At 70.1% G+C, this 26,561-nt stretch carries 22 protein-coding genes and 1 pseudogene; 11 read left to right on the forward strand and 12 right to left on the reverse strand.

Annotated elements, in window-relative coordinates; genetic code table 11:
* Positions 1 to 152: 152 nt before the first annotated feature.
* The gene (locus ACFYZZ_RS23800) at positions 153 to 947 is read left to right on the forward strand and encodes a carbon-nitrogen family hydrolase (RefSeq protein ID WP_389179278.1); all 795 of its coding nucleotides are present in this window, start codon (positions 153 to 155) and stop codon (positions 945 to 947) included.
* Between the two features lie 15 nt (positions 948 to 962).
* Here ACFYZZ_RS23800 and ACFYZZ_RS23805 read toward each other — a convergent pair whose 3' ends face one another.
* Positions 963 to 1,457 (reverse strand): LURP-one-related/scramblase family protein, encoded by a 495-nt coding sequence (locus ACFYZZ_RS23805; RefSeq protein ID WP_389179281.1) that lies wholly within the window; start codon positions 1,455 to 1,457, stop codon positions 963 to 965.
* Positions 1,454 to 2,494, reverse strand: coding sequence for a GlxA family transcriptional regulator (locus ACFYZZ_RS23810; protein ID WP_389179283.1), 1,041 nt, complete (start codon positions 2,492 to 2,494; stop codon positions 1,454 to 1,456). The genes ACFYZZ_RS23805 and ACFYZZ_RS23810 overlap by 4 nt, the downstream gene beginning before the upstream one ends.
* Before the next feature lie 51 nt (positions 2,495 to 2,545).
* On the opposite strand from ACFYZZ_RS23810, the gene ACFYZZ_RS23815 reads away from it, so the two are divergent.
* The 3 genes from ACFYZZ_RS23815 (at position 2,546) to ACFYZZ_RS23825 (ending at position 5,824) form a co-directional block, all read left to right on the forward strand.
* Positions 2,546 to 2,932: a cupin domain-containing protein gene (locus ACFYZZ_RS23815; RefSeq protein WP_386572779.1), complete on the forward strand. Its 387-nt coding sequence runs from the start codon at positions 2,546 to 2,548 to the stop codon at positions 2,930 to 2,932.
* A gap of 148 nt (positions 2,933 to 3,080) precedes the next feature.
* On the forward strand, positions 3,081 to 3,932 hold the full coding sequence (locus tag ACFYZZ_RS23820) for a calcium-binding protein (protein ID WP_389179287.1): 852 nt from the start codon (positions 3,081 to 3,083) through the stop codon (positions 3,930 to 3,932).
* 65 nt (positions 3,933 to 3,997) lie between these two features.
* Positions 3,998 to 5,824: an NHL domain-containing thioredoxin family protein gene (locus tag ACFYZZ_RS23825; protein ID WP_389179290.1), complete on the forward strand. Its 1,827-nt coding sequence runs from the start codon at positions 3,998 to 4,000 to the stop codon at positions 5,822 to 5,824.
* A 21-nt stretch (positions 5,825 to 5,845) separates the two neighbouring features.
* Here ACFYZZ_RS23825 and ACFYZZ_RS23830 read toward each other — a convergent pair whose 3' ends face one another.
* From ACFYZZ_RS23830 to ACFYZZ_RS23845, 4 genes are all read right to left on the reverse strand, one after another.
* On the reverse strand, positions 5,846 to 6,100 hold the full coding sequence (locus ACFYZZ_RS23830; RefSeq protein WP_389179293.1) for a DUF6458 family protein: 255 nt from the start codon (positions 6,098 to 6,100) through the stop codon (positions 5,846 to 5,848).
* A 101-nt stretch (positions 6,101 to 6,201) separates the two neighbouring features.
* Positions 6,202 to 6,672: a hypothetical protein gene (locus ACFYZZ_RS23835; protein WP_389179296.1), complete on the reverse strand. Its 471-nt coding sequence runs from the start codon at positions 6,670 to 6,672 to the stop codon at positions 6,202 to 6,204.
* A 218-nt stretch (positions 6,673 to 6,890) separates the two neighbouring features.
* Complete coding sequence (locus ACFYZZ_RS23840; RefSeq protein WP_389179299.1) at positions 6,891 to 8,189, reverse strand: M18 family aminopeptidase; 1,299 nt, start codon at positions 8,187 to 8,189, stop codon at positions 6,891 to 6,893.
* Between the two features lie 93 nt (positions 8,190 to 8,282).
* Positions 8,283 to 10,109 carry an acyl-CoA dehydrogenase gene (locus ACFYZZ_RS23845; protein WP_389179302.1) on the reverse strand — a complete coding sequence of 609 codons (1,827 nt, stop codon included), beginning with the start codon at positions 10,107 to 10,109 and terminating at the stop codon, positions 8,283 to 8,285.
* 141 nt (positions 10,110 to 10,250) lie between these two features.
* Here ACFYZZ_RS23845 and ACFYZZ_RS23850 point away from each other — a divergent pair, with 141 nt between their 5' ends.
* The 4 genes from ACFYZZ_RS23850 (at position 10,251) to ACFYZZ_RS23865 (ending at position 15,158) form a co-directional block, all read left to right on the forward strand.
* Positions 10,251 to 10,724 carry an SseB family protein gene (locus ACFYZZ_RS23850; RefSeq protein WP_386572788.1) on the forward strand — a complete coding sequence of 158 codons (474 nt, stop codon included), beginning with the start codon at positions 10,251 to 10,253 and terminating at the stop codon, positions 10,722 to 10,724.
* A 213-nt stretch (positions 10,725 to 10,937) separates the two neighbouring features.
* Entirely contained in the window at positions 10,938 to 12,878 is a 1,941-nt protein-coding gene (locus ACFYZZ_RS23855) for an Ig-like domain repeat protein (RefSeq protein ID WP_389179306.1), read from the forward strand.
* Positions 12,879 to 12,989: 111 nt separating this feature from the next.
* On the forward strand, positions 12,990 to 13,967 hold the full coding sequence (locus ACFYZZ_RS23860) for a pirin family protein (protein ID WP_386572790.1): 978 nt from the start codon (positions 12,990 to 12,992) through the stop codon (positions 13,965 to 13,967).
* Between the two features lie 144 nt (positions 13,968 to 14,111).
* A complete protein-coding gene (locus ACFYZZ_RS23865; RefSeq protein ID WP_389179310.1) occupies positions 14,112 to 15,158 on the forward strand; it encodes an AI-2E family transporter in 1,047 nt (348 codons plus the stop codon).
* Here the strand turns inward: ACFYZZ_RS23865 and ACFYZZ_RS23870 are convergent.
* Positions 15,128 to 15,804 (reverse strand): annotated as a pseudogene (locus ACFYZZ_RS23870) (SpoIIE family protein phosphatase); the annotation flags it as partial. The gene ACFYZZ_RS23865 and the pseudogene ACFYZZ_RS23870 overlap by 31 nt on opposite strands.
* A 76-nt stretch (positions 15,805 to 15,880) precedes the next feature.
* Between ACFYZZ_RS23870 and aspS the strand changes: the two are divergent.
* Positions 15,881 to 17,644, forward strand: coding sequence for an aspartate--tRNA ligase (gene aspS / locus ACFYZZ_RS23875; protein ID WP_389179313.1), 1,764 nt, complete (start codon positions 15,881 to 15,883; stop codon positions 17,642 to 17,644).
* A 122-nt stretch (positions 17,645 to 17,766) separates the two neighbouring features.
* The gene (locus ACFYZZ_RS23880) at positions 17,767 to 18,636 is read left to right on the forward strand and encodes an intradiol ring-cleavage dioxygenase (RefSeq protein ID WP_389179315.1); all 870 of its coding nucleotides are present in this window, start codon (positions 17,767 to 17,769) and stop codon (positions 18,634 to 18,636) included.
* An 8-nt stretch (positions 18,637 to 18,644) separates the two neighbouring features.
* Here the strand turns inward: ACFYZZ_RS23880 and ACFYZZ_RS23885 are convergent, their stop codons facing one another.
* Positions 18,645 to 19,352, reverse strand: a complete 708-nt coding sequence (locus ACFYZZ_RS23885) for a nucleotidyl transferase AbiEii/AbiGii toxin family protein (protein ID WP_389179318.1) — start codon at positions 19,350 to 19,352, stop codon at positions 18,645 to 18,647.
* A 92-nt stretch (positions 19,353 to 19,444) separates the two neighbouring features.
* On the opposite strand from ACFYZZ_RS23885, the gene ACFYZZ_RS23890 reads away from it, so the two are divergent.
* Positions 19,445 to 19,795, forward strand: a complete 351-nt coding sequence (locus tag ACFYZZ_RS23890) for a DoxX family protein (RefSeq protein WP_389179321.1) — start codon at positions 19,445 to 19,447, stop codon at positions 19,793 to 19,795.
* Between the two features lie 76 nt (positions 19,796 to 19,871).
* Here the strand turns inward: ACFYZZ_RS23890 and ACFYZZ_RS23895 are convergent, their stop codons facing one another.
* The 4 genes from ACFYZZ_RS23895 to ACFYZZ_RS23910 form a co-directional block, all read right to left on the reverse strand.
* Positions 19,872 to 20,609 (reverse strand): hypothetical protein, encoded by a 738-nt coding sequence (locus ACFYZZ_RS23895; RefSeq protein WP_389179324.1) that lies wholly within the window; start codon positions 20,607 to 20,609, stop codon positions 19,872 to 19,874.
* A gap of 318 nt (positions 20,610 to 20,927) precedes the next feature.
* Entirely contained in the window at positions 20,928 to 22,643 is a 1,716-nt protein-coding gene (metG, locus tag ACFYZZ_RS23900; protein WP_389179327.1) for a methionine--tRNA ligase, read from the reverse strand.
* Positions 22,644 to 22,813: 170 nt separating this feature from the next.
* The gene (locus tag ACFYZZ_RS23905; RefSeq protein WP_389179330.1) at positions 22,814 to 24,496 is read right to left on the reverse strand and encodes a VWA domain-containing protein; all 1,683 of its coding nucleotides are present in this window, start codon (positions 24,494 to 24,496) and stop codon (positions 22,814 to 22,816) included.
* A 122-nt stretch (positions 24,497 to 24,618) separates the two neighbouring features.
* The gene (locus tag ACFYZZ_RS23910) at positions 24,619 to 26,559 is read right to left on the reverse strand and encodes an FUSC family protein (RefSeq protein ID WP_389179333.1); all 1,941 of its coding nucleotides are present in this window, start codon (positions 26,557 to 26,559) and stop codon (positions 24,619 to 24,621) included.
* Between the last annotated feature and the right edge of the window lie 2 nt (positions 26,560 to 26,561).

The following is a 26,561-nucleotide window of genomic DNA, read 5'->3' on the forward strand; positions in this document are numbered from 1 at the left end:
GGGCGGTTGTGGCGGCGTTGCCAGTGGGAGGTGGCTGCACTCGGCGGGTGTCTTGAGACGCTAAGTTACGCTGCTACGAGGCACCCCGGCAGTGCTTTCGTGTGACGATCGTAGGCCCGTGTGGACGACTCGAATGCCAGGGCGGTGGTAGTGTGCGCGCCTCGCTGATCCAGATTGCCGTAGAAGAGGGCGAATCGGTTGCCGATCGGCGGCAGCGGGTGGCCTCGCTCGTCCGGGAACAGGCCGGGGCCGACCTGGTCGTTCTGCCCGAGTTGTGGACCACCGGCGCCTTCGCCTACGCGGAGTTCGGCCTGGAGGCCGAGCCGCTCGAAGGGCCGACGTACGAGGTGATGGCCAAGGCGGCGAGCGACGCGGGCGTGTGGCTGCACGCGGGCTCCATCCCCGAGCGAGACCCGGACGGTCCCCTCTACAACACCTCTCTCGTCTTCTCCCCCTCCGGCGAGCTGGCCGCGGCCTACCGAAAGATCCATCGCTTCGGTTTCGACAAGGGCGAGGCCGTACTGATGAGCGCCGGGCGGGACCTGGTGACGGTCCGGCTGCCCGGGACCACCCTCGGCATGGCCACCTGCTACGACCTCCGTTTCCCCGAACTCTTCCGCTCCCTCGTCGACGCCGGCGCCGAGACGCTGGTGATCCCGGCGGGCTGGCCCGAGCGGCGACGCGCGCACTGGACGCTGCTGGCCCAGGCGCGGGCGGTGGAGAACCAGGCGTTCGTGCTCGCGTGTGGAACGGCCGGGACGCATGCCGGAGTTCCCCAGGCCGGTCACTCGATCGTGGTGGATCCCTGGGGCGAGGTGCTCGCCGAGGCAGGCGCCGGCGAGGAGATCCTCACGGTCGACTTCGACCCGGCGAAGGTGACGGCGACCCGCGAACAGTTCCCGGCCCTGAAGGACCGGATGCTGGGCCTGGAACCGCCGCGCCGCTGAACACCCGGGGCGGCCCTAGTCGTCCTCCCGCTCCCGCTGTGCCAGATGGATCACGCACACCGCCACCGCGATCAGCAGCGCCGGGTCCGCGTCGTCGCGCACGATGTCGACGCCGTACGTGTCCCTGAGGTGCAGCCGGCGGCGGGAGATCACCGCGAGGAGTTCGCCGTCGTACTCGATGGCGAACTCGTGGTCGAGGATCTTGCCGCTGACGTCCAGCTCGGTGCCGTCCGCGAGCGCGACCCGGTAGTGGTTGCGCAGCAGGGACAGCCGTTTGCGCTTGATGGTGGCCAGGCCTTCGCCGTCCCGTTCGATCACCATGGTGTCGCGCAGGGCGAACATCTTCTGGTGGATGTCGATCAGGACGCGCCCGTGGGCGTCCTTCAGCTCGAAGGTGTCCCGCAGCCGCATGGCCTTGCCGTCGACGAGGAAGACCTTCCGGCCGTGCTCGTCCTCGATCCAGTAGTCGTCACCGATGCCGAGGAGCCGGTCGCGTACGAGGAGTCTCATGCGGGTACCGTTCCCCGGCCCGGCGGGATCATCACCGAGCCGGGCGCAGGGGCGGGCTCCGGTCCGAACCGCCTGCGGTAGTCCGACGGGCTCAGCCCCGTCTCGCGGCGCAGCCGCGCCCGCAGGTTGGCCGCCGTGCCCAGGCCGCTGCGGGCCGCCACGACGTCCAGGCGCTCCTCACCCCGCTCGATCAGCCGGCAGGCGAGCGCCACCCGCTCCCCGGTGAGCCAGGCCAGCGGGGTCGTACCCAACTGGGCGCGGAAGCGGCGGTGCAGGGTGGCGGGGGAGACGGCCGCGCGGGCGGCCAGGTCCGCCACCGTCAGCGGCTCGCCCAGCCGTTCCTGCGCCCAGGCCAGCAGCGGGCCGAGCGACTCGTCGGGGACCGGGGGCAGCGGGCGTTCCACGAACTGCCGTTGGCCGCCGTCCCGGTGGGCGGCGAAGACCAGGCGGCGGGAGACCGTGTTGGCGATCTCCGCGCCGTGGTCCCGGCGCCAGATGTGCAGCCCCAGGTCGAGCGCGGCGGCGCTGCCGGCGGAGGTCAGGATGTCGCCCTCGTCCACGAACAGCACGTCCGGCTCCAGCCGAACCCTCGGGTGCAGCTTCCGGAAGGTGTCGGCCCACAGCCAATGGGTGGTGGCCCGTCTGCCGTCGAGCAGCCCCGCCTCGGCGAGCGCGAAGCTGCCGGTGCAGAAGCTCACGACCCGGGCGCCACGCGCGTGCGTGCGCCGGATCGCGTCCAGGACGTCGGGCCCGCGCGGTACGACGTTGTCCGGGCGGCCGGGCACGACCAGGGTGTCCGCCTCGTCCACCGCCTCCAGGCCGGGCACCGCGGCCAGCGTGAAGAAGCCGTGGTTCATCCGCACCTCGGGCGTGGGCGTGCACAGCGTCACCGCGTACAGGGGTCGGGGCAGGCCCAGTTCGGGGCGCGGCAGCCCGAACAGTTCGGTCGCGACACCGACTTCGAACGGGTTCGTGCCCCCGTCGACGATCACGGCGACCCGGTGGGGCCGCACCGGCTGAGAGGATTCTTGCGGCATGTGCGATTTCTAGCACTCGTCCGCCGTCCCTGTGCCCCGGACGATGAACGCATGGAACCGATCTCCCTGGAGGCGGCCCTCGCCTCCTTCTCCGAGCAGTGGAGCCCGCGCATCGTCACCGCGGTCAACGACTACGACGTCCGCGTCGCCAAGGTCGAGGGTGAGCACGTCTGGCACGTGCACGACGACACCGACGAGTTCTTCCTGGTCCTCGACGGCGAGTTGCACATCTCCCTCAGGGAGCCGGCAGGCGAGCGCACGGCCGTCCTCCCCAAGGGCTCGGTGTTCACCGTCCCGCGCGGCACCTGGCACAAGCCGTACGCGCCCGTGCCCAGCGAGATACTGGTCTTCGAGCCCACCGGCACCTTCACGGTGGGCGACCGGCACGACGAGGTGCCGGACCACGTGGACGCGACCACCGGCCACGCGCTCACCTGACCCGGCACCGGAATCCGGCGGGACGAGAGGTGTCGCGCAGGTGAACTTCCAGTTCGCGTAAGGAAGTTGCCCAACCAAGCGGATGGGCGCCGAGTCGGACGTTGCACAAGTCGCACAGGCTCCGCACGTTCCTTCCGGAGGTCCGCCCATGTCCTCTCGTCCCGCCCGTCGCCGGGTCGTACGAGCCGTCACCCTGGCCCTCGGCACGGCCCTGGCCGTACCGCTCACCCTGGCCGGTACCGCCGGTGCTGCCACGCAGCCGGCCACCGCCTCGGTCAACCAGTACGACTGGCAGCTCACCTATGAGGCCGCCGCCGGCCAGACCAACAAGGCCACCGTCACCGCGTCGCTCACCGCGGACCGCACGGGCATCACCTACGTGATAGACGACGTCGTCCCGATCAGGGCGGGCCACGACTGCGCCTACCCCGACAGCGCGGACCGTACGAAGGTCTCCTGCACGGTCACCAACGTGGACAGTCAGGACCCGTACGCCGCCCTGATCATGAACTTCGGCGACCGCAACGACACGGTCGCCTACGACAACACCACCGACCAGATCTACTACTACGCCGAGATCTCCCTCGGCGCCGGCAACGACAAGCTGACCGACAGCGGCCGCCTCGACGGCGCCTACGCCTCGGGCGACGCAGGCGACGACACCCTCACGGTGGGCGCGGAGGGTCTGGCCTGGGGCGGCGACGGCAACGACACGATCTACGCGAGCGGCGGCGACAACATAGTGCAGGGCGGCAAGGGCGACGACGTGCTGCACGGCGGCGTCGGGAGCCAGTACCTGTCCGGCGACGACGGCAACGACCGGATCTACGGCGGTTCCGCGGCTGACACGCTGTACGGCGGCAAGGGCAACGACGTCCTGTACGGCAACAGCGGCAACGACAAGCTGTACGGCAACAGCGGGAACGACAAGCTGTACGGCGGCCCCGGCCGCGACACGCTCTCCGGCGGCCCCGGCAGGGACGTGATCCGCCAGGACTGAGGGTCTGCGGGCCCGCGGGCAGGCGGCAAAGGCCGTTGTCGGTGCCGGGTGGCACCCTTGGGATCATGACCGACTCCGCACCCCGCCGCCGCGCCCGCGTCCGCGCCCCCGAGCTGATCGGCAAGGGTGGCTGGCTGAACACGGGGGACCACCAGTACACCCTGGCCGACCTGCGCGGACGCATCGTCGTCCTGGACTTCTGGACCTTCTGCTGCATCAACTGCCTGCACGTCCTGGACGAGCTGCGCGCGCTGGAGGAGAAGCACCGGGACACGGTGGTGGTCATCGGCGTGCACTCGCCGAAGTTCGTGCACGAGGCCGAGCACGGTGCGGTCGTGGACGCGGTGGAGCGGTACGGCGTGGAGCACCCGGTGCTGGACGACCCCGAGCTGGCCACCTGGAAGCAGTACGCGGTCCGGGCCTGGCCGACCCTCGTCGTCATCGACCCCGAGGGCTACGTGGTCGCCCAGCACGCCGGTGAGGGCCATGTGCACGCCATCGAGCGGCTGGTCGGGGAGCTGGAGGCCGAGCACGAGGCGAAGGGCACCCTGCGCCGTGGCGATGGGCCGTACGTGCCGCCGGAGCCCGAGCCGACGGTGCTGCGCTTCCCCGGCAAGGCGCTGCTGCTGCCCGGCGGGACGTTCCTGGTCAGCGACACCACCCGGCACCAGCTGGTGGAGCTGGCCGAGGACGCCGAGACCGTCGTACGGCGGATCGGCAGCGGCACGCGCGGGTTCGCCGACGGCGGCCCCCGGGAGGCCTCCTTCAACGAGCCGCAGGGCCTCGCACTGCTCGACGACGGCGCGTCCGTGATCGTCGCGGACACCGTCAACCACGCCCTGCGCCGCCTGGACCTCGCCACCGGCGAGGTGACCACCCTGGCCGGCACCGGCCGCCAGTGGTGGCAGGGGTCCCCGACCTCAGGACCGGCCTGCGAGATCGACCTCTCCTCCCCCTGGGACGTGGCGGTCTTCGGCGAGAAGGTGTGGATCGCCATGGCCGGCGTCCACCAGCTGTGGACGTACGACCCGGCCACGCGGACCGTCGCCGTGGGGGCCGGCACCACCAACGAGGGCCTGGTCGACGGCCCCGGCGCCGAAGCCTGGTTCGCACAGCCCTCCGGCCTCGCGGCCACCGCCGACCGGCTCTGGCTCGCCGACTCCGAGACCTCCGCGCTGCGCTGGGTGGACCCGGACGGACACGTCCACACCGCCGTCGGCGAGGGCCTGTTCGACTTCGGCCACCGCGACGGCGCCGCCGACCAGGCCCTGCTCCAGCACCCGTTGGGCGTCACCGCCCTCCCGGACGGCTCGGTGGCGGTCGCCGACACCTACAACCACGCCCTGCGCCGCTACGACCCCGCGACCGGCGAGGTCAGCACCCTCGCCACCGATCTGCGCGAGCCCAGCGACGCCGTCGTCGTCGGCGCGGACATCGTGGTCGTGGAGTCGGCCCGGCACCGCCTGACCCGGCTGCGGCTGCCGGAGGAGGCGGTCCGCGTGGAGGCGGTCGCCCATCGCACCCAGCGAGCGGCCACCGAAATAGCCCCCGGCCGACTCCAGTTGGACGTCATCTTCCAGGCCCCCGCAGGTCAGAAGCTCGACACGCGCTACGGCCCCTCGACCCGTCTCCTGGTCTCCTCGACCCCGCCCGAACTGCTGCTCAAGGGCGAGGGAGCGGACACGGACCTCATACGCGAGCTGGAGCTGAACCCGGCCGTCAGGGAAGGCGTCCTGCACGTCTCCGCGATAGCCGCCTCCTGCGACGACGATCCGTCCGTCGAGTACCCGGCCTGCCACGTCCACCAGCAGGACTGGGGCGTGCCGGTCCGCCTCACCGAGGGCGGGGCGGACCGGCTGCCGCTCGTCCTGGCCGGGATGGACGAGCAGTAGCCGAGCGGTGGCCGGGGAACCTCAGACGCCGTACCCGTCGCTGTAGCCGTCACCGCGCTGATGGTGGCGGTGGGGTTCCTCCTCGACCACCGGCGTCGGCGGCACCACGATCCGTCGGCGTCGTGCGATGCCGCTGAACGTGGCGGTGCCGATGAGCCCGACGGCCATCAGGATGACGCCGACGATGTCGAGGTTGACTCCTTGCATGTGCCAGTCGGTCGCGAACGTGAGGATGGCTCCCACGGCGATGAGGATGATGCATCCGCCGAGGCCCATGAGTCGTCGCCTCCCCTTCCGGTCCCGGAATCTGCGGAGCAGTCCGGGTACCCGGCGCCGCCCGGGGCATGCCTCGGGCGGCTGTTGACGGGTGCTCGGACTCAGATCACGTCCACGTAGTCCTCGCGCCCGGAGCTCACCAGGTGTGTGCTGTTCGGGTACAGCAGCACCGCGACCCACGTGCCGTCCTTCGACGCCGTGGAGCCCCTGCTGAACGTGCCGTCGGAGCGGGTGGTGGCGTTGCCCATGTCGTACCAGCTGGAGGAGCCCTTGGGGCGGAAGAGGATCTTCACCTTCTGGCCGCCGTAGGCCTTCCAGGCGCCGGAGCTGTAGTACTGCAGCTTGCCCTTGTAGGTGAGGGTGCGGCCCTTGTGGACCGGCTCGGGCGAGGCGTTGCCGCCGGTGATCCGGGTCGGGGTGCGCTCGGCGTACACGACCGCGCTGTACGACTCCTGCCAGTTGCGGCTGCCCTTGAAGTGCGCCCGGTAGTAGCCCTTGTAGGGCGCGTCGAAGGTGCCCTTGAACGGTGTGCCGGACTCGGGGTCGGAGTTGCCGGGGACGACGGTCTTCATCGTCTTCCAGCCGGCCTTCCCGTCGGCCGAGCGGGCAGAGCAGCAGGCCGGCAGCGACGGAGGCGCAGGCCGGCGCCAGGGATCTCTTTCGCACGTGTAGTCCCCCCACGAGACCGGATACGCAGATCGTTGAAGAGTGAAGCGCATCGTACGTTGCGGCAACCATGTTTGAACGGGTTCAAAAATAACGGTTTCGCAGGGGGAACGGGCGGTGGGACTCAGTCCTCCAGGAACGCCGTCAGCGCGTTCGCCAGCAGGAACGGGTCGTCGGCGCCGCACAGTTCGCGCACGCTGTGCATCGACAGGATCGCCACGCCGATGTCGACGGTGCGGATGCCGTGCCGGGCCGCGGTGATCGGGCCGATCGTGGTGCCGCAGGGCATCGAGTTGTTGGAGACGAAGGTCTGCAGCGGCACGCCCGCCTTCTCGCAGGCCACGGCGAACACCGCCCGGCCCGAACCGTCCGTGGCGTAGCGGTTGTTGACGTTGACCTTGAGGATCGGGCCGCCGTTGACCCGGGGGTGGTGCGTCGGGTCGTGCCGCTCCGCGTAGTTGGGGTGGACGGCGTGGCCCGTGTCGGAGGACAGACAGACCGTGCCGGCGAAGGAGCGGGCCCGGTCCTCGTACGAGCCGCCGCGCGCGAACACCGAGCGCTCCAGCACGGTGCCGAGCAGCGGGCCGTCCGCGCCGGTGTCCGACTGCGAGCCGTTCTCCTCGTGGTCGAAGGCGGCCAGCACGGGGATGTGGGTGAGCGGGGCGCCGGAGGTCGCGGCGGAGGTCAGGGCGGCCGCGCCCGCGTGCACCGACAGCAGGTTGTCCATCCGGGGACCGGCGACCAGCTCGCGGTCCCGGCCGAGGTAGGCGGGAGGCTCCACCGAGTGCGTCATCAGGTCCCAGCCGGCCACCGAGCCCGCCGTGAGACCCGCCTCCGCCTCCAGGAAGGCGATCAGCTCGCCGTCGCGCAGGTCGTCGCCGAGCCCCCACACCGGCTGCAGATGGCGCTGCTTGTCCAGCTTGAGGCCCTCCGAGGACACCGAACGGTCCAGGTGGATGGCGAGTTGGGGCACCCGCAGCAGCGGCCGGTCCACGTTGACCAGGACCGTGCTGCCGTCGCGCAGGGTCAGCCGCCCGGCCAGGCCCAGGTCACGGTCGAGCCAGGAGTTCAGCAGCGGGCCGCCGTAGATCTCCACCGCGACCTGGCGCCAGCCGTGCGCCCCGGTGTCCGGCTGCGGCTTGACCCTGAGGTTGGGCGAGTCGGTGTGCGCGCCGATGATCCGGAACGGCGTGTGCGGCTGGGCACCCTCGGGGACGTACCAGGCGACGATCGCCCCGCCGCGCAGCACGTACCTGCCGCCGCTCGACCCGTCCCAGGCGTCCGTCTCGGCGACCTGCCTGAAGCCCGCCTTCTCCAGCCGCTCGGCGGTGTTCGCCACGGCGTGGTACGGCGATGGGCTCGCCGCCAGGAAGGACATCAGGTCGTCGGTGTGGCCGCGGTCGAAGCGGGCTGGTGCGCTCATGGGCTTACCTTAACGACGTGCGTGGGCCCGCCCCCGGTACGGGAGCGGGCCCACGCAGGCGATCAGTGGGTGCGGAGCGGGTGCTTCGCCAGGTTAGAACGCGTCCTCGTCCAGCTCCATCAGGTCCAGGTCGACCTTCTCCGAGATCTTGCGGGCCAGGGTGACGCCCGGCAGGACGTTGGCCGCGAAGAACTTCGCCGCCGCGATCTTGCCCGTGTAGAACGCCTTGTCCTTCGAGGAGGCCGTCTGGAGCTTCTCGGCGGCGATCGCGGCGCCCTTGAGCAGCAGGTAGCCGACGATCACGTCACCGGAGGCCAGCAGCAGGCGGGTGGTGTTCAGGCCCACCTTGTAGATGTTCTTGACGTCCTGCTCGGTGGCCGCGAGGTCGGTCAGCATCAGGCCGACGATCGCCTCCAGCTCCACGGCCGCCTTCGCGAGGTGCTCGCGGGCGCCCGCCAGCTCCTCGCCGCCGGTGCCGAGCGCCAGGAACTTCTTGATGTCCTCGGCGAGCGAGTTCAGGGCCGCGCCCTGGTTGCGGACGATCTTCCGGAAGAAGAAGTCCTGGCCCTGGATCGCCGTGGTGCCCTCGTACAGGGTGTCGATCTTGGCGTCGCGGATGTACTGCTCGATCGGGTACTCCTGCAGGAAGCCGGAGCCGCCGAAGGTCTGCAGCGACTGGGCGAGCTGCTCGTAGCCCTTCTCGGAGCCGTAGCCCTTCACGATCGGCAGGAGCAGGTCGTTGAGCGCGTGCTCGGACTTCGCGTCCTCGCCGTTCGCCTCCTTGATCGCGATCGTGTCCTGGACCGAGGCGGTGTAGAGGACGAGGGCGCGCATGCCCTCCGCGTACGCCTTCTGCGTCATCAGCGAGCGGCGCACGTCCGGGTGGTGCGTGATGGTGACCTTGGGCGCGGCCTTGTCCATGAACTGCGCGAGGTCGGGACCCTGGACGCGCTCCTTGGCGTACTCCAGCGCGTTCAGGTAGCCCGTGGACAGCGTGGAGATCGCCTTCGTGCCGACCATCATGCGGGCGAACTCGATGATGCGGAACATCTGGCGGATGCCGTCGTGCTTGTCGCCGATCAGCCAGCCCTTGGCGGGGTGCTGGTCGCCGAAGGTCATCTCGCAGGTGTTGGAGGCCTTCAGGCCCATCTTGTGCTCGACGTTGGTGGCGTAGACGCCGTTGCGCTCGCCCAGCTCGCCGGTCTCGAAGTCGAAGAGGTACTTCGGGACGAGGAAGAGGGACAGGCCCTTGGTGCCCGGGCCGGCGCCCTCGGGACGCGCCAGCACGTAGTGGAGGATGTTCTCCTCCATGTCGTGCTCACCGGAGGTGATGAAGCGCTTCACGCCCTCGATGTGCCAGGAGCCGTCCTCCTGCTGGATCGCCTTGGTACGGCCGGCGCCGACGTCCGAGCCCGCGTCGGGCTCGGTGAGCACCATGGTGGAGCCCCAGGTCCGCTCGACGGCGATCTGGGCGATCTTCTTCTGGACCTCGTTGCCCTCGTCGAAGAGGATGCCGGCGAACGCCGGGCCGGAGGAGTACATCCACACGGCCGGGTTCGAGCCGAGGATCAGCTCCGCGTAGGCCCAGATCAGGGACGGGGGAGCCGTCGTGCCGCCGATCCCCTCGGGCAGGCCCAGACGCCAGTACTCGGAGTCCATGAAGGCCTTGTAGCTCTTCTTGAAGGACGCCGGGACCGGCGCGGTGTTCGTCTCGGGGTCGAAGACCGGCGGGTTGCGGTCGGCGTCCGCGAAGGACTCGGCCAGCTCGTTCTCGGCGAGGCGGGTCAGCTCCTCGAGCACGCTCTTGGCGGTCTCGGTGTCCATCTCCTCGAAGGGACCGGTGCCGTACAGCTTGTCGCGGCCGAGTACTTCGAAGAGGTTGAACTCGATGTCGCGGAGATTGGACTTGTAGTGCCCCATGGTGACGGCTCCGTATAGGACTCGGCGAGGCACTGACTCCTCGCATCGTTCACGTACCAACAAGTAGCTACGATGATGCTACCCGTCGGTAATAAGAAGCAACCCCGAACCGGTCATCTGTGACTCAGTACGCTTTGGCCTATGTACGGCTACGACCAGAACCTGGGTGCCCAGCAGGGGTACGCCCAGCCGCAGCAGCAGATGCCGGGCGGTGTCGGCGGCTACGGCCAGCAGCCGCCGCTGTACCCCGAGCCTTCCCCGCCCTCGCTCGCGGACGCGGTGCGCGCGTTCACCACCGGGCAGGTGTCCGCAGAGGACTTCCAGCAGGTCTTCGCCACGTCGAAGGTGTACTGCCCGCGCGGTGACACCCCCGGCTTCCTGGCCCTGCACAACACCCAGCAGCCGGTGATCCCGATGTTCACCTCGCTCAAGGAGCTGCGCCGGTACGCGGGCAAGGAGTCCAAGTACTTCGTGATCACGGGCGCCGAGGTGATCGACCTGCTGCCGACCGGGTACGGCTTCGTCCTGGACATGGAGGGCGAGCACCGGATGGTGTTCGACGCCAAGGCCGTGGAGCAGATGGTCGACTTCGCGATGCGGCGCATGTACGGCTAGAGGCCACTGCTTCGCAGGCGGCTGACCGCCGGTCCGGCGGTCCGGCGGTCCGGCGGAAATACGCTCCCTCGTTTGTCACAGTCATGCCATAGGGTGCCCTCAGGCAGCCGCGCCCCGCGCGCAACCGCTCTCCGCGGTCGCGTCCGGGCGTCGCGCGGCGCTCTCGTCTCCCGGTGATCCCGGGTTCTTTCGTGGGGGTTCATCACTGTGCGCATGCGCAGCACTTCGGCCGCGACGGCGCTCGCGGTCCTCTTCGGCTCGGTCGCGCTGAGCGTTGCCGCGGCGGGCTCCGCCTCGGCCCAGTCGGCAGTCGTCACCCAGCCCGTCGGGCTCGTCACGGACGGCGCGCTCCAGCGTGTCTTCGTCGCCGACCAGGACAACGGACGGATCCTGGCCACCGACTACAGCGGAACCCTGGTCGGCGTGAACGTCGGCTTCGGCCGCCCCAGTGACCTCGCGCTCTCCGGCGACGGCCTCACCCTGTACGCGGCCCTGCCCACCAGCCACGAGATCGTGGCCCTCGACGCGGCCACCCTGCAGGTCAGGACCCGCTATGACATCGGCGCCGGCGCCGATGTGCGCGAGGTCGCCTTCGCGGGCGGACGGCTCTGGTTCTCGTACCGGACGACGGACGAGCACGGCTCCTTCCACGGCAACCTGGGTTCCATCGACCCCGCCGCCACCGACGCGGCCGCCGCGGTGGCTCTCGGACAGCTCCCGGACACGGTCGCCCCGTACTACAACGCGGGGATCCTCGACGCCGACCCGTCCGTGCCCGGTCTGCTGTCCTTCGCCGACAGCGGCGACAGCCCGGGCGCGCTGAACGTGCTCGACGTCTCCGGAGCCACCCCGCAGCTGGTCGCCAAGAACGACGGCGGGAACTACTCCGCCGACGTCGACCTCGTACCCGGCGGCTCCCAGGTGCTGTTCAACGGCTCGCAGAAGCTTTCGTACGCCAACGGGACCTTCACGGAGGCCGGGCGCCTGACGGAGATGGGCTGGTCCGCCGACGTCTCGCCGAGCGGTCTGGTCGCCCAGGCCTTCGACCGTCATGTGAATGTCTACAAGCAGGGTGCCGACACGCCTGTGCGTCGCTTCGACACGGGGACGTCCACCATCGGCGAGGTGGCGTGGGCCCCCGACTCCTCGCGGCTGTTCGCCCTGTCCGGCACGAACGGCACCTACACCCTCAAGGCGTTCACCGGCCCGACGCTCAGCGTGCCGGCCCTCACGGTCGACGCGCCCGCCTCCGCGACCCGAGCCAAGCAGCTCACGGTCAAGGGCAGGATCACGGCGAACGTGCCGCTCCCGACGGGCGCGAAGCTCGCGGTCACCCGCACCGACCTGGACAGCCCGAGCGGCAAGGCGCTGCCCGCCGTCACGGTGAAGGCGGACGGCACCTACTCCTTCACGGACACCCCGCCGGCCGGCGGCACGGTCACCTACAAGGTCACGTACGCGGGCGACGCCGAGCACACGTCGGCCACCGCCTCCGACAAGGTCGCGGTCTCCCGCGCCGCGACGACGCTGACCTTGAACAACAACGGCAAGCTGTACAACTACGGCACCGACGTCAAGTTCACGGCGCACCTCGGGACGACCTACAAGAACCGTACGGTCGAGATCTGGGCGGACCCCTTCGGCGGCGACAAGCCGAAGAAGCTGATCACGAAGGGGGCGGTCAACTCCAGCGGCAACATCAGTGCGACGGTGCACATGACCCGCGACACCACCGTCACCGCGGTCTTCTCGGGCGACTCCCGCTACAAGCCGAAGACCGCGAAGGTCACGGCGTACGCCCGGGTCAAGATCTCCACCGCCGTCTCCAGGCACTACAAGACGGCCAAGATCGGCTCGACGAAGTACTACTGGTTCCACAAGAGCACCGACCCCCTGCTCACCACGACGATGAGCTACTACCCGGGCCGCAACCAGCGCTTCGACCTCCAGGTCTACTACCAGGGCGCGTGGCACCCGGGGGACTCGCAGTACTTCCCGCTCGGTACGAACGGGAAGTCGGCCGTCCAGCTCGGGGCGCCCGGCCAGTCGGGCATCCGGGCCCGGATGCGCTCGGTGTACGTCAACGGCTCGTCCGGTGACTCCGTGAACTCCACGACGTACGGCTCGTGGAAGTACCTGTACTTCAGCAACTAGCCCCCTGGGGGCGATGCGAAGGCCCGGAGGGAATGCCCTCCGGGCCTTCGCTGTTGTGGGTGGCAGAAAGTTCAACGCTCAACTAAAGTGGGCGCACAAGGAGGTACCGACATGCCTGCAGTAACCGTCGAGAACCCGCTGACGCTGCCCCGCGTGAGCGCGCCGGCCGACGCCGTGGCACGCCCCGTGCTGGCCGTCACGACCGCGCCGAGCGGGTTCGAGGGCGAGGGTTTCCCGGTGCGCCGGGCGTTCGCCGGGATCAACTACCGCCACCTCGACCCGTTCATCATGATGGACCAGATGGGCGAGGTGGAGTACGCGCCGGGCGAGCCCAAGGGAACCCCGTGGCACCCCCACCGCGGCTTCGAAACCGTCACCTACATCATCGACGGGGTCTTCGACCACCAGGACTCCAACGGCGGTGGCGGCACGATCACCAACGGCGACACGCAGTGGATGACCGCGGGCTCGGGCCTCCTGCACATCGAGGCCCCGCCGGAGTCGCTGGTCATGTCCGGCGGTCTCTTCCACGGTCTGCAGCTGTGGGTGAACCTCCCGGCCAAGGACAAGATGATGGCCCCGCGCTACCAGGACATCCGCGGCGGCAACGTCCAGCTGCTGACGTCCCCCGACGGCGGCGCGCTGCTGCGCGTCATCGCGGGCGAGCTGGACGGCCACCAGGGCCCCGGCATCACCCACACCCCGATCACGATGATCCACGCGACCCTCGCCCCGGGCGCCGAGATCACCCTGCCCTGGCGCGAGGACTTCAACGGCCTCGCGTACGTCATGGCGGGCCGTGGCTCGGTCGGCGCCGACCGCCGCCCGGTCCACCTGGGCCAGACCGCGGTGTTCGGCACCGGCTCCTCGCTGACCGTCCGCGCGGACGAGAAGCAGGACTCGCACACCCCGGACCTCGAGGTCGTCCTCCTCGGCGGCCGGCCGATCCGTGAGCCCATGGCTCACTACGGTCCGTTCGTCATGAACACCAAGGACGAGCTGATGCAGGCCTTCGAGGACTTCCAGAAGGGCCGCCTGGGCACGATCCCGGCCGTCCACGGCATGTCGGAGACCGGCCCGCAGGGCTGACCCGCCAGGGGCCATGCCCCGGGGGTCCAGGAGGCTCAGGCCCCTGGACCCCCGGCCCATGTCTGCCGCGGCTCTCCCGGCCGGCCTCACCCGCCCGGAGTCCCGCGGCAGGACAGCAATGGCCGCCCATGATCCGCTGGATGCGTGTCGTTGCTGCCCGAGCCCGTTCGCCGGCTCGCCGCCTGGTGCGTCGTGCTGCTGCTCGTCGCCGGCGTCGGGTGGGTCGGGGTGCGGCTGTGCGGGGAGTTCAGGACCGCGGTGACCCCGGTGCTGCTCGCCCTGCTCGGGTCCGCCCTGCTCGGGCCTCTGCACCGCAGACTCGTGGCCGCGGGGGTGCAGCGGTCGCTCGCGGCCGGGGTGACCTGCGTGGCCGTCGTGGCCGTCGTCGGTGGCGCCGTCTACATCGTCGTCGCCGCGCTCATCGACACCGGCGACCAGATCATCGCCTCCCTCCGCCAGGCCGCCAGGTCCGTGGCGCAGCACTTCGGAGCCGCGGGGACCGGGCTCGACGACCTCGCCACCAACTCGCGCAAGCTGCTCAGCAAGTTCGGCGGGACGGCGGCCTCCAACGTCATCAGTGGGGTCAGCGTCGTCGGCGAGAGCCTCGCCATGGCCGTTCTCGCGCTGCTGCTCGTCTTCTTCTTCCTGCGCGACTCCCACCGTGTCGTCGACAACCTGCGGGCGGTCGCGCCCGGGAACACCGCCGACACCCTGGAGGCCATGGCGCGCCGGGCCTACGAGGCCGTCGAGGGGTTCATGCGCGGCACCACCGTCATCGCCCTCATCGACGCGACCCTCATCGGTATCGGCCTGCTGATCCTGCGCGTGCCCGGCGCGGTCGGCCTCGCCGCTCTCGTCTTCGTCACCGCCTACATCCCCTACCTGGGCGCCTTCCTCTCGGGTGCCATCTCCGTGCTGGTCGCCCTCGCCGACCGCGGCTTCGTCATCGCGCTGTGGGCGCTCGGAGTCGTGGTCGCGGTGCAGGTGCTGGAGGGGCATGTGCTCCAGCCGGTGATCCAGAGCCGGACCGTGCAGATGCATCCCGCGGTGGTGATGCTGGCGATCACCGCCGGCGCGTCCGTCGCGGGCATCCTCGGCATGCTCCTCGCGGTGCCTCTGACCGCCGCCGCCTTCGCCGTCGTCCACGAACTGCGCACGCGTTACGGAGCGCCCGCGCCGTCGGACTCGTAGAGCTCGAACCAGATGCTCTTGCCCTCCCCCCGAGGGTCCACTCCCCACGCGTGGGCGAGCAGTTCGATCAGGAGCAGGCCGCGGCCGGAGGAGGCCAGCTCGCCCGGGTGGCGCCGGTGCGGGAGGTCGTCGCCGGCGTCCGTGACCTCCACCCGCAGCCGGCGCCCGCCCGGCTCCCCGGTGACCTCGGCGAGCAGCAGCGAGTCGGCGTCGGTGTGGACGAGGACGTTGGTGACCATCTCGGAGACCAGCAGCACCGCGGAGTCCACCTGCTCGCCCGAGGCCCAGTCGTGCACGCTGCTGTCAGTGGCGCAGTGGTGTGGTGCGAGGACGGCCCGTGCACGCCCTGCACCAGCGCGTCGGCCAGCGACTCCATGTCGCCGCGGTGGTCCTCCAGGATCGCGCGGATGCGCCGCCAGCCGCTGTCCATGTCGTGCCCGCCGGTCTCGATCAGCCCGTCGGTGCAGATCATCATGGTCTCGCCGGGCTGCAGCGTGAACCGGGTCGTCGGGTAGTGCCACTGTAGGAAGATCCGATGGGGCAGCGGCGCTGTTGGAGGTGTCGCCGAGGGCCTGGAGTCGATGCCGGGCCTGCGCGGGAAATGGTGGGGAGCCGATCTTGGCCTGGCCGGTACCCTTGATGGGTCCGGGCCCCGTGTCCGGCTACCGCCGGAGCGGCAGCCCCGGCACTCATCACCCCACCACGAAGGACGATGAACGACGATGCATCGGTACAGGTCCCACACCTGCGGCCAGCTCCGCGCCTCTGACGTCGGCACCGACGTCCGGCTGAGTGGCTGGCTGCACAATCGGCGCGACCTGGGCGGCATCCTCTTCATCGATCTGCGCGACCACCACGGCATCACGCAGCTGGTGGCCCGTCCCGGCACGCCCGCCTACGAGGCGCTGGACAAGCTCTCCAAGGAGACGGTCGTCCGCGTCGACGGTGCCGTTGTTTCACGTGGAACCGAGAACGTGAACTCCGACCTGCCCACCGGCGAGATCGAGGTCGAGGTCACCGAGGTCGAGGTCCTGGGCGCGGCCGCCCCGCTGCCCTTCACGATCAACGCCGAGGACGGGGTCAACGAGGAGCGGCGCCTGGAGTACCGCTTCCTGGACCTGCGGCGCGAGCGCATGCACCGCAACATCATGCTGCGTACGGCCGTCATCTCCGCGATGCGGCACAAGATGGCCGCGATGGGCTTCAACGAGATGGCGACGCCGATCCTGTCCGCCACCTCCCCCGAGGGCGCCCGCGACTACGTGGTCCCCTCCCGTGTGCACCCGGGCAGGTTCTACGCGCTGCCGCAGGCCCCGCAGCAGTTCAAGCAGCTGCTGATGATCTCCGGCTTCGACCGCTACTTCCAGATCGCGCCCTGCTTCCGCGACGAGGACGCCCGCGCCGACCGCTCGCCGGGCGAGTTCTACCAGCTCGACATCGAGATGTCCTTCGTCGAGCAGGAGGACATCTTCCAGCCGGTCGAGAAGCTGATGACGGAACTCTTCGAGGAGTTCGGAGGCGGCCGTCACGTCACCTCTCCCTTCCCGCGCATCCCGTTCCGCGAGGCGATGCTGAAGTACGGCTCCGACAAGCCGGACCTGCGCGCCAAGCTGGAACTGGTGGACATCACCGACGTCTTCGAGGGCTCGGAGTTCAAGGCGTTCGCGGGCAAGCACGTGCGTGCGCTGCCGGTGCCGGACGTCTCCGCCCAGCCCCGCAAGTTCTTCGACCAGCTCGGTGAGTACGCGGTCGAGCAGGGCGCCAAGGGTCTGGCCTGGGTGCGTGTGGCCGAGGACGGCTCGCTGTCCGGCCCGATCGCGAAGTTCCTGACCGAGGGCAACGTCGCGGAGCTGACCAAGCGTCTGTCGCTGGCCCCCGGCCACGCGGTCTTCTTCGGCGCGGGCGAGTTCGACGAGGTCTCCAAGATCATGGGCGCGGTCCGCGTCGAGGCGGCCCGGCGCGCCGGCCACTTCGAGGAGGGCGTCTTCCGCTTCTGCTGGATCGTCGACTTCCCGATGTACGAGAAGGACGACGAGACCGGCGGGATCGACTTCTCCCACAACCCCTTCTCGATGCCGCAGGGTGGCCTGGAGGCCCTGGAGACCCAGGACCCGCTGGACATCCTGGGCTGGCAGTACGACATCGTCTGCAACGGCGTCGAGCTGTCCTCCGGCGCGATCCGGAACCACGAGCCGGAGATCATGCTCAAGGCCTTCGAGATCGCGGGCTACGACCGGGACACCGTCGAGGAGAAGTTCGCGGGCATGCTCCGCGCCTTCCGCTTCGGCGCCCCGCCGCACGGTGGCATCGCGCCGGGCGTCGACCGCATTGTGATGTTGTTGGCCGACGAGCCCAACATTCGCGAGACGATCGCCTTCCCGCTCAACGGCAACGCCCAGGACCTGATGATGGGCGCCCCGACCGAGCTGGACGAGACCCGCCTGCGGGAGCTGCACCTGAACATCAGGAAGCCGCAGCCGAAGTAAGGCACAAGCAGGGCGGAAAGGGCTCGAGACCGGCATCGGTTTCGAGCCCTTTCCCCTGCGCACCTCGATTCACAGCTCTCTCCGATGTTCCCGCGCGGCCCCCGGCTTCTACGGTCCTGGCCATGACGGAGACTCAGGAATCCCAGGACAAACGACAGTTGACGCGCCGTGCGGTGCTGGCGGCCGGCGGCGTGGCCGTGACGGCGGTGGGGGTCGGCGGCGCCTTCGCCGCGGGCGCCTCCGCGCAGGAGGAGGCCGCGGAGGACACGTGCTACACGCTGACCTCCGAGCTGGTCGAGGGCCCGTACTACATCGACGCCGACAAGATCCGGCAGGACGTCACCGAGGACGAGGAGGGCATCCCCCTCGCGCTCACGCTCAAGGTGATCGACGCGGAGACCTGCAAGCCGCTGCGGGACGCGGCGGTCGACATCTGGCACTGCAACGCCCTGGGCATCTACTCCGGGTACGAGGCGATGGGCAGCGGTGGCGGGGGCGGCGGCCCGGCGCCGACGGGCACCCCGACCGGTACGCCTACGGGTGCGCCTCCCTCGGGCGGTCCCGGGGGCGGCGGACACCAGGAGCCCACCGACGACGAGCGCTACCTGCGCGGCACCTGGCGCACGGACAAGCACGGCCACGTCACCTTCCGGACGGTCTTCCCCGGCTGGTACCAGGGCCGCTGCGTGCACATCCACGTCAAGGTGCACGTCGACGGGACGTGGACCGACGCCGGCTACGAGGGCGGCCGCACCTGCCACACCGGCCAGCTGTTCTTCGCCGAGAAGGCGGTGCTGCTGACGGAGGACGTGGAGCCGTACTCCACCAACACCACGACCCGCACCACCCTCGACGACGACACGATCTACCCGGGCAACGGCCACGCGGGCGGCCTGCTGTATCTGAAGTACGACAAGAAGCACATCGCGCGGGGCGTGCGCGGCCAGCTCACCCTGGGTGTGGCGCCGGACGGGACGAACAACGGCAGCTGACGCCCACGTCAGCCGTCACCGCCCTGCTCATCCTCCATGCCGTTCTCCGTGTCGGGTGAGGCGCCGTCCTCCAGCAGCCGCTCGGCGATGTCGTCCGACCAGTGCTGGGCCCAGGCGCGCAGGGCGGTGACGGCCCCTTCGTCCAAGCCGTACCTCATGAAGTCAGCGGTGGAGTAGAAGTCCGTGCCGGTGAGGCGGGACTGGAGGGTGGGCAGGTCGAAGGGGTCGAGGGCGTGCCGGCGGCCCAGTTCCTCCAGGTCGGGGAGGGAGAAGCGGGTCGCCGCGGCCTGCGCGTCGATCAGGTCGACGGCCGCACCCCGGTCGTACAGGGCACGGATCTTCGTACCGACGGCGTCCTCCAGGGAGAGGGCCGGGCCGTACTCGGTCAGCTCAGGGGGCTGCCAGCAGACCTCCTTGTGCAGCACGAGCACGCACGGCTCACCGGTCGGCGGGTCCGTGACGGTCAGCTGCGCGGTGAGCGCGGTGGCGGCCCCGGCCCGCACCTGCCGCCCCCGCGCCTCCAGCGCCGCGCCGACGGCACCGGCGATCCGGTCCATGGCCTCGGCGCTCTCGGTGGCGAAGTCGAGGTTGGCATGCGGCCGCTCCAGCAGTCCGTGCGCCTGAAGGGCGTAACCGCCGGCGAGCACGAGAACGTGGGGGCTGCCGACGGAGACGACGTCCGCGAGGAGCCGGTGGTGGGGTTCGGGAATGTTCACGGGAAGATTTTTCTGGCTTCCTGTCACACACGCGCGACGACGCGGGTCAGAGGGGTGTCCATCACTCAGTGATCGCTCGTTGGGAGCCTCTCATGCGTACCGCCCACATCGTCGTCACCCTGCTCGCCGCGCTGATGGCCGGGTTCTCCGGGACCGTGCTGCTCCTGCGGGCGCCGTGGATCGTGCAGGCGCTCACCGACTACCGGGTGCCGCGGGGGTGGTGGACCCTGCTGGGGGTGGCCAAGGCCGCCGGCGCCGTGGGACTGGTGGTGGGGCTGTTCGTGCCGTTCGTCGGGGTGCTGGCCGGGATCGGGCTGGTGGTGTACTTCCTCGGCGCCGCCCTGACCGTGGCCCGGGCCGTTGGAAGTTCACACGAGAGCGGGGAGCGCCCGGTGGTCGGCATGCCAGTCGGGCAGGGGTGGCATCGTGTCCCGGCGTGCTGAAGGCCCCGCCGGAGCGGGGCCTCGCTACGCGGTTGGGCGCGGCGACCGAGACGCTGGTTGAGGGCGCCCAGGAGACTTAGTTCACGTCTACATAGTCACCAGAGGAGTTGCTGGCGCCGGTCGTGGTGTTGCCGCTGTAGCGCCAGCGCCATGTGCCGTCCTGGGAAGCGGTCACCGTGGTCTTCAGATAGCCGGTACTACTGGCGGTTACCGACTTGACCGTGGTGTAGGTGCTGGAACCGGCGGGCTTGAACTGCAGCTTCACCAGTCGGCCGCCGTAGTTGTCGTAGCGGTGCAGACTCCAGTTGGCCCGCTGCACGGTGCCGGTGACGGTGATCGGCTTGCCCTTGGTGACGGGCTTCGGGGAGGCGTTCATGTTCCGGATGCGCGAGGCACGCTGGAGGCGGACCGTGGCGGAGAGCAGGTCGGTGTCGTAACCGCCGCCCTTCTTGATGGCCGTGCCGAGGGAATTCCAGTCGGTGGCGTCACTGTTGACGAGTTTGTTGCCATTGCCGCCCGGCATGTTGTCGGGGTCGATGGTCATCGTCTCGTCGCAGTCGCGGAAGGTGTAGCCGCCCGCGGAGGATTGGCCACAGCTCCACCGGGTCGTGGAGTTGTCAAGCATGTACCTGGTGGTCCCGTTGGTGCGGTACGCCTCAACCCACCAGCTGTCGAGCGACACGTTGCTCTTCACCGTGTACGTCAACGGAGCCTCGACCTCATCGCTGATGCCGACGACGATGGGCTTGCCGTTGTTGAATACAACGTTCGAGAACGAGATGTCACTGTCGGCCGCGTGCGCTGTCGGCGCCATGAGTGCAACGCCCACCAGGCTCATGGCCCCAGCCGCCGCCGCGGCGGCCGTGCGCCGCGCAGCCGAGTGTCTGTGCCGCTGCGGAGCAGCTGCTGGTATTGAAGTGATCAATCCCCACCCCTGAGTCATGTGTCTGCGCGAGGTCAACTGCCCGCCGCAGGAACTGTAGATCATCCGGGGTGGCGCCTGGCGCCACTAGGCACCCGTCGATCGCGCACGGTGCCCGAGCGCCCTTCTCGCTGACGGCCGTGCTCGCCGTGCCAGCGGTGCCGGCGGGCGAGCACGTCCTCTGCCGCGGTGGTGCAGGCGTGGCCGGGATCAGGCCTCCTGACCGCCGAAGCGCTCCTTGTACGTCTCCAGGTCCTCGTCCGTCAGCTTGGCGAACAGGACCGGCGGGACCGTGAAGGGGGTGCCGGCCGGGACGGAGGTGAGGGACTTCGCCGACTCCGGGGTGACCCAGGCCACGGTGTCGTCCGCCAGGGAGAACGCCTCGCGCATGGTCTTCGCCGTCGCCGGGATGAAGGGCTCGGAGACCACCGAGTAGAGGTGGATGAGGTTCATCGCCGTGCGCAGGGTGAGGGCCGCGCCGTCCTTGTCGGTCTTGATCTCCAGCCAGGGGGCCTTCTCCTCCAGGTAGGAGTTGCCGGCCGACCACAGGGCGCGCAGCGCGGCGGCCGCCTTGCGGAACTGGAGGGCCTCCATGTGCTCCTCGTACTCCGCGAGCAGGCGCGCGATCTCCTCGCCGAGCCGCGTCTCCGCCTCGCCCGGCTCGCCGCCCGCGGGGACGTCGTCGCCGAAGCGCTTGCGGGAGAAGGACAGGACGCGGTTGACGAAGTTGCCGAGGGTGTCGGCCAGGTCCTTGTTCACCGTGGCCGTGAAGTGCTCCCAGGTGAAGGACGAGTCGTCGGACTCGGGCGCGTTGGCGATCAGGAAGTAGCGCCAGTAGTCGGCGGGGAGGATCTCCAGGGCCTGGTCGGTGAAGACGCCCCGCTTCTGCGAGGTGGAGAACTTGCCGCCGTAGTACGTCAGCCAGTTGAAGGCCTTGACGAAGTCGACCTTCTTCCAGGGCTCGCGCACGCCCAGCTCGGTGGCCGGGAACATCACCGTGTGGAACGGGACGTTGTCCTTGGCCATGAACTGCGTGTAGCGGACGTCGGTGTCGACGTCGTACCACCAGGACTTCCAGTCGCGGTTCTCCGGGTCCTGGTCGGCCCACTCCTTGGTCGCGCCCAGGTACTCGATCGGGGCGTCGAACCAGACGTAGAAGACCTTGCCCTCGGCCGCCAGCTCCGGCCAGGTGTCCGCCGGGACCGGGACGCCCCAGTCCAGGTCACGGGTGATCGCGCGGTCGTGCAGGCCCTCGGTCAGCCACTTGTGGGCGATGGAGGAGGCCAGCTGCGGCCAGTCCTTGTCGTGCCGGGCGACCCACTCGCGGACCTCGTTCTCCAGCTTGGACTGGAGGAGGAAGAGGTGCTTGGTCTCGCGGACCTCCAGGTCCGTGGAGCCCGAGATCGCCGAGCGCGGGTTGATCAGGTCCGTCGGGTCCAGGACGCGGGTGCAGTTCTCGCACTGGTCGCCGCGGGCCTTGTCGTAGCCGCAGTGGGGGCAGGTGCCCTCGACGTAGCGGTCCGGGAGGAAGCGGCCGTCGGTGGGCGAGTACACCTGGCGGATCGCGCGCTCTTCGATGAAGCCGTTCTCGTTCAGCTTGCGGGCGAAGTGCTGCGTGATGTCGCGGTTCTCGGCGCTGGAGCTGCGGCCGAAGTAGTCGAAGGCCAGCGCGAAGCCGTCGTAGACCGCCTTCTGCGCGTCGTGCGCCTGGGCGCAGAACGCGTCGACCGGGAGGCCCTGCTCCTTGGCGGCCAGCTCGGCGGGGGTGCCGTGCTCGTCGGTCGCGCAGATGTACAGGACGTCGTGGCCGCGCTGGCGGAGGTACCGGGAGTACACGTCCGCCGGGAGCATGGACCCCACCATGTTGCCCAGGTGCTTGATCCCGTTGATGTAGGGAAGGGCGCTGGTGATGAGGTGTCGAGCCATCGTGGCTGCTCCCAGGTCGCTGTCGCTGCTGTTTCTGCGGGTTCGAACCTTGAAATCGTAGCCGACGTGTGTATGCCGCCCGCTTCCCGTTTTACGGGGTGAGAAGCGGGCGGCATGGGGGTGCGGAGAGTTATGGGTTGTTACGGCCTGTTATGACCTGTTGTGGGTGGCTACGGGCGCCAGTTCGCCAGTACGCCCTCGTACAGCTCCGTGTCCGTCAGCTCGCGCGGGGTCGGGCCCGCGTGGAAGAAGGACGTGTTGTCGGTCTTCAGTTTGCGGAGGTAGTCGAAGGCCTTGTTGTCGTGCTCGCCGAAGGCGACGAAGGAGAAGAACACGGAGGGGTGGTTCTTCGCGGCCTCGGTGAGGGACTGAGTGGCGGGGGTCTTCGCGTCAGGGGCGCCGTCCGTCTGGAAGATCACCAAGGCGGGGGTGGTGTCCGCGGACTTCTCGTGGTGGGTGAGTACGGCTTCCACGGCGGCGTGGTAGCTGGTACGGCCCATGCGGCCGAGGGTGGCGTGGACGTCGTCGATCTTGGTCTCGTGGTCCGGGGTGAGGGTGAGGTCGGTGGTGCCGTCGACCTCCGTGGAGAAGAAGACGACGTGGACCGTGGCCTCGGGGTCGAGGTGGGCCGCGAGGGCGAGGGTCTGGTCGGCGAGGGCCTGGGCGGAGCCGTCCTTGTAGTACGGGCGCATGCTCGCGGAGCGGTCGAGCACGAGGTAGAGCTTCGCTCGGGTGCCGGTGAGGCCGGTCTTCTCGAGGGTGGTGCTGGCTGCCTTGTAGGCGGTGGTGAGGGAGGGGGTGCTGGACTTGACTCGGGTGAGGGTTGCCTCCGGCTGGGGCTGCGGTTCCGCCTCGGCTTCGCCTTCGGCGGTCTCGTTCCCACCCGCACCACCCGTGCGGGTTTCGTTGTCGACTGCGGGTGGCCCCTGCGGGGTGTCCTCGCCGTCGGCGGCCTGCGGTTCGTCGTTCGCGGCCTTCGCCTCGGCTTCGCCTTCGGCTGCCAGCGGCTCCGGCTCCGGAGAGACCTCTGCCACCGGCTCGGGCTCCGCAACCGGCGCGGGCTCGGCCTCGGCGACGGGCTCCGCTGCCGGCTCGGGCTCGGCGACAGGTTCCGTCACTGGCTCGGCCTCGGCCACCGGCTCAGCCGCCGACTCGGTCTCGATCTCAGCCGCCGGCTCGGGCTCCGTCACCGGTTCTGCCTCTGCGACCGGCTCCACCACAGGCTCGACGTCGGCCACCGGCTCCACCACAGGCTCGGCCTCGGCGGCGGGCTCCGTCACCGGCTCGGTCCCGACCTCGGCGGCCGGCTCTGCCTCGGCTACCGGCTCCGCAACCGTCTCGACCTCGGCGACCGGCTCAGCCACAGCCTCGGCCTCGGGCTCCGGCTCCGGCTCCGGAGAGACCTCTGCCACCGGCTCGGGCTCCGCAACCGGCGCGGGCTCGGCCTCGGCGACGGGCTCCGCTACCAGCTCGGGCTCGACGTCGGCCACCGGCTCCACCACCGGCTCAGCCTCGGCGACCGGCTCAGTCGCAGGCTCGGTCTCGATCTCGGCCACCGGTTCCGTCACCGGCTCGGCCTCGGCCACCGGCTCAGCCACCGGCTCCGACGGCTGGGGGACCGATACGTGGTCGAAGGCTGCCGATACCAGGTCGTGCTCGTCCGGTGAGGCGGAGCGGGGCTCGGGGATCTCGGGGGTCGGGGTGGGGGTCGGCTCGGTTGCCGGGGACGGGATTGGTGCCGGCTCCTGGTGCTGTTCCTGCGAAGGAACCTGTTCCGCACCACCCTCTGCTTCGGCGGCACGCGCTTTGCGTGACCGGCCGAATGCGTTCCGCAGGAGAGTGAGAATGCCCATGTGCGCAACCCTTCGCGTGAGTTGATGCCCGTCAATCCCTGGCCAGGACGGACACGTAAGGTTAGCGGCCTGGGATTGCAATCTTGGGGAGGGGCGAGTCTCAGCCGAGTCTCGACCACGTGTCAGTGTGGCGACGCGATCGCCCTCGCCGCAGCCACTTCCTGACGGAGGGGTTCCAGGACGCTCCCCGGCGGGCCCGTGAGGTCCGTGCGGACGGCCACCAGGGTTTCCGCTTCTCGTACTCCGTCGGACAATTCCCTCAGCTGTAGGACAACTTGGGAGATCTCCCCCGTGGATGGCGGTCGCGCTCCGTGTTTTACCCGGACTCGGGCCGCTGTCGTCGCGTCGACGATGCGTTCGACCGCGACCACCAAGGGCCACCAGGCGGCCGCGCGGCGGCCGGTCGGCGGGGGTTCCGTCAGGGCCCGCTGGAACTCCGTGCGGATGGTCGAGAGGTCGCGGTAGAGGCGGCGGCGCATGCGGGCGCGGGCGGCAGGGTCGGTCTCCGCGCCGAACGCCGCGTCGACGTAGACCGCCGTGTTCGCGACGGCGTCCGCCAGGCGGTCGCCGACCCGGGTGTGCCAGCTCTCCGGCCACAGGAGGTACCCGGCGATCAGGGCGATCGCGCAGCCCATGAGGGAGTCCAGGAGGCGGGGGAGCAGGAGGGCCGTGCCCTTGTGGTTCAGGATGTTCGAGAGGAGGAGGATGACCGGGGTGATTACTGCTGTTTGGTAGCCGTAGCCGCGGGGGGTGAGGGCGGGGATGAGAGGGGCGAGGACGAGCATGACGGGGACGTCCCACCAGCCGGGGGGTACCTCCGCCAGTACCGCCGCCGCGATCACCAGGCCCGCCACCGTGCCCAGCGCCCGCAGCAGGGCCCGTGAGAACACCGAGCCGAAGTCGGGCTTGAGGACGAAGGTGATCGTCAGGGCCACCCAGTAGGAGCGCGGGACGGGGATGAGGGAGACCAGGGCCTGCGCGATGCCGATGCACAGCGCGAGGCGCAGGCCGTAGCGCCAGGAGTTCGCGGAGAGGACCACGTTGCGGGCCGCGCGGGCCGTGCGGATGCTCAGGGTGGCGGGGCGGCCCAGGCGGTCGTCGATTCCCCGGGGGTCCACGTCGGGGGTCGTGACGACCTCGGCCGTGTGCCGCAGGGCGTGGTCGACGGCCCGGGCCGTCTCCGTGGTGGGGGTGGGGAGGTGCGGCAGGGCTATCGGGCCGGTGTAGCCGGTCTCGATGGCCTCGGCCAGGTGACGGACCGCCTCCGGGACCTCCGGCGGGAGCGGGCGGCCGGCCAGGTGGACGGCGGGGGCCGCCTCGACCACGGGCGTGATCGCGTTCAACTGGGCCAGGAGGCGGGTGAGTTCGCGGCCGCGGCCGTGGTGGCGGGCGCGGTGGGCGAGGATGAGGTCGTAGGCCTGGTTGAGGGACTGGGTGACCTCGACGCGGATGGTGGTGTAGCGGTCCGGGTCGGCGCAGGCTGCCAGCAGGTCGGCCACCTTGCGGTACGCGGCCCCCACCGACTCGCGCTCCGGCACTCCGGCCCGCAGTGGCCAGGCGAGCAGCGCCAGGGCGAGGACGAGCAGGCCGCCGCCGGCCATCAGGGCCGCGGGCAGCCACCAGGGGCCCGGGAGCGGAAGTCCGGCGCCGATCACGGTGTTCAGGAGCAGCAGCAGTCCCGACACGGAGGACACCGCGCCGATCGTCGAGATCATTCCGGACAGCAGGGCGATGCCGGTGACGGCGGCCACCGCGTACCACCCGTGGCCGTACACCAGGGAGCCCACGGTGACGCCCACCGCGCCGAAGAGCTGGGGGACCGCGATGTTGAGGATGCGCATGCGGTAGGCGTCGGCGGTGTCGCTGATGACGCCGGACAGGGCGCCCATGGAGGCGAGCGCGCCGTACGTCGGCTGTCCGGCCGCGAGTCCGATCGCCAGGGGGAGTGACATCGCGAGTGCGGCCCGGGCCATCGCGGACCGGTTGAGGGGTGCCGGGTGGGGTTGGAGGTTCCGGACCAGCCAGTCGGGAGGGGTGAGGCCGATGGGGAACTCGCGGGACATGC

Origin of the sequence: Streptomyces sp. NPDC001816, from assembly GCF_042892235.1 — a bacterium.
GTDB lineage: Bacteria > Actinomycetota > Actinomycetes > Streptomycetales > Streptomycetaceae > Streptomyces.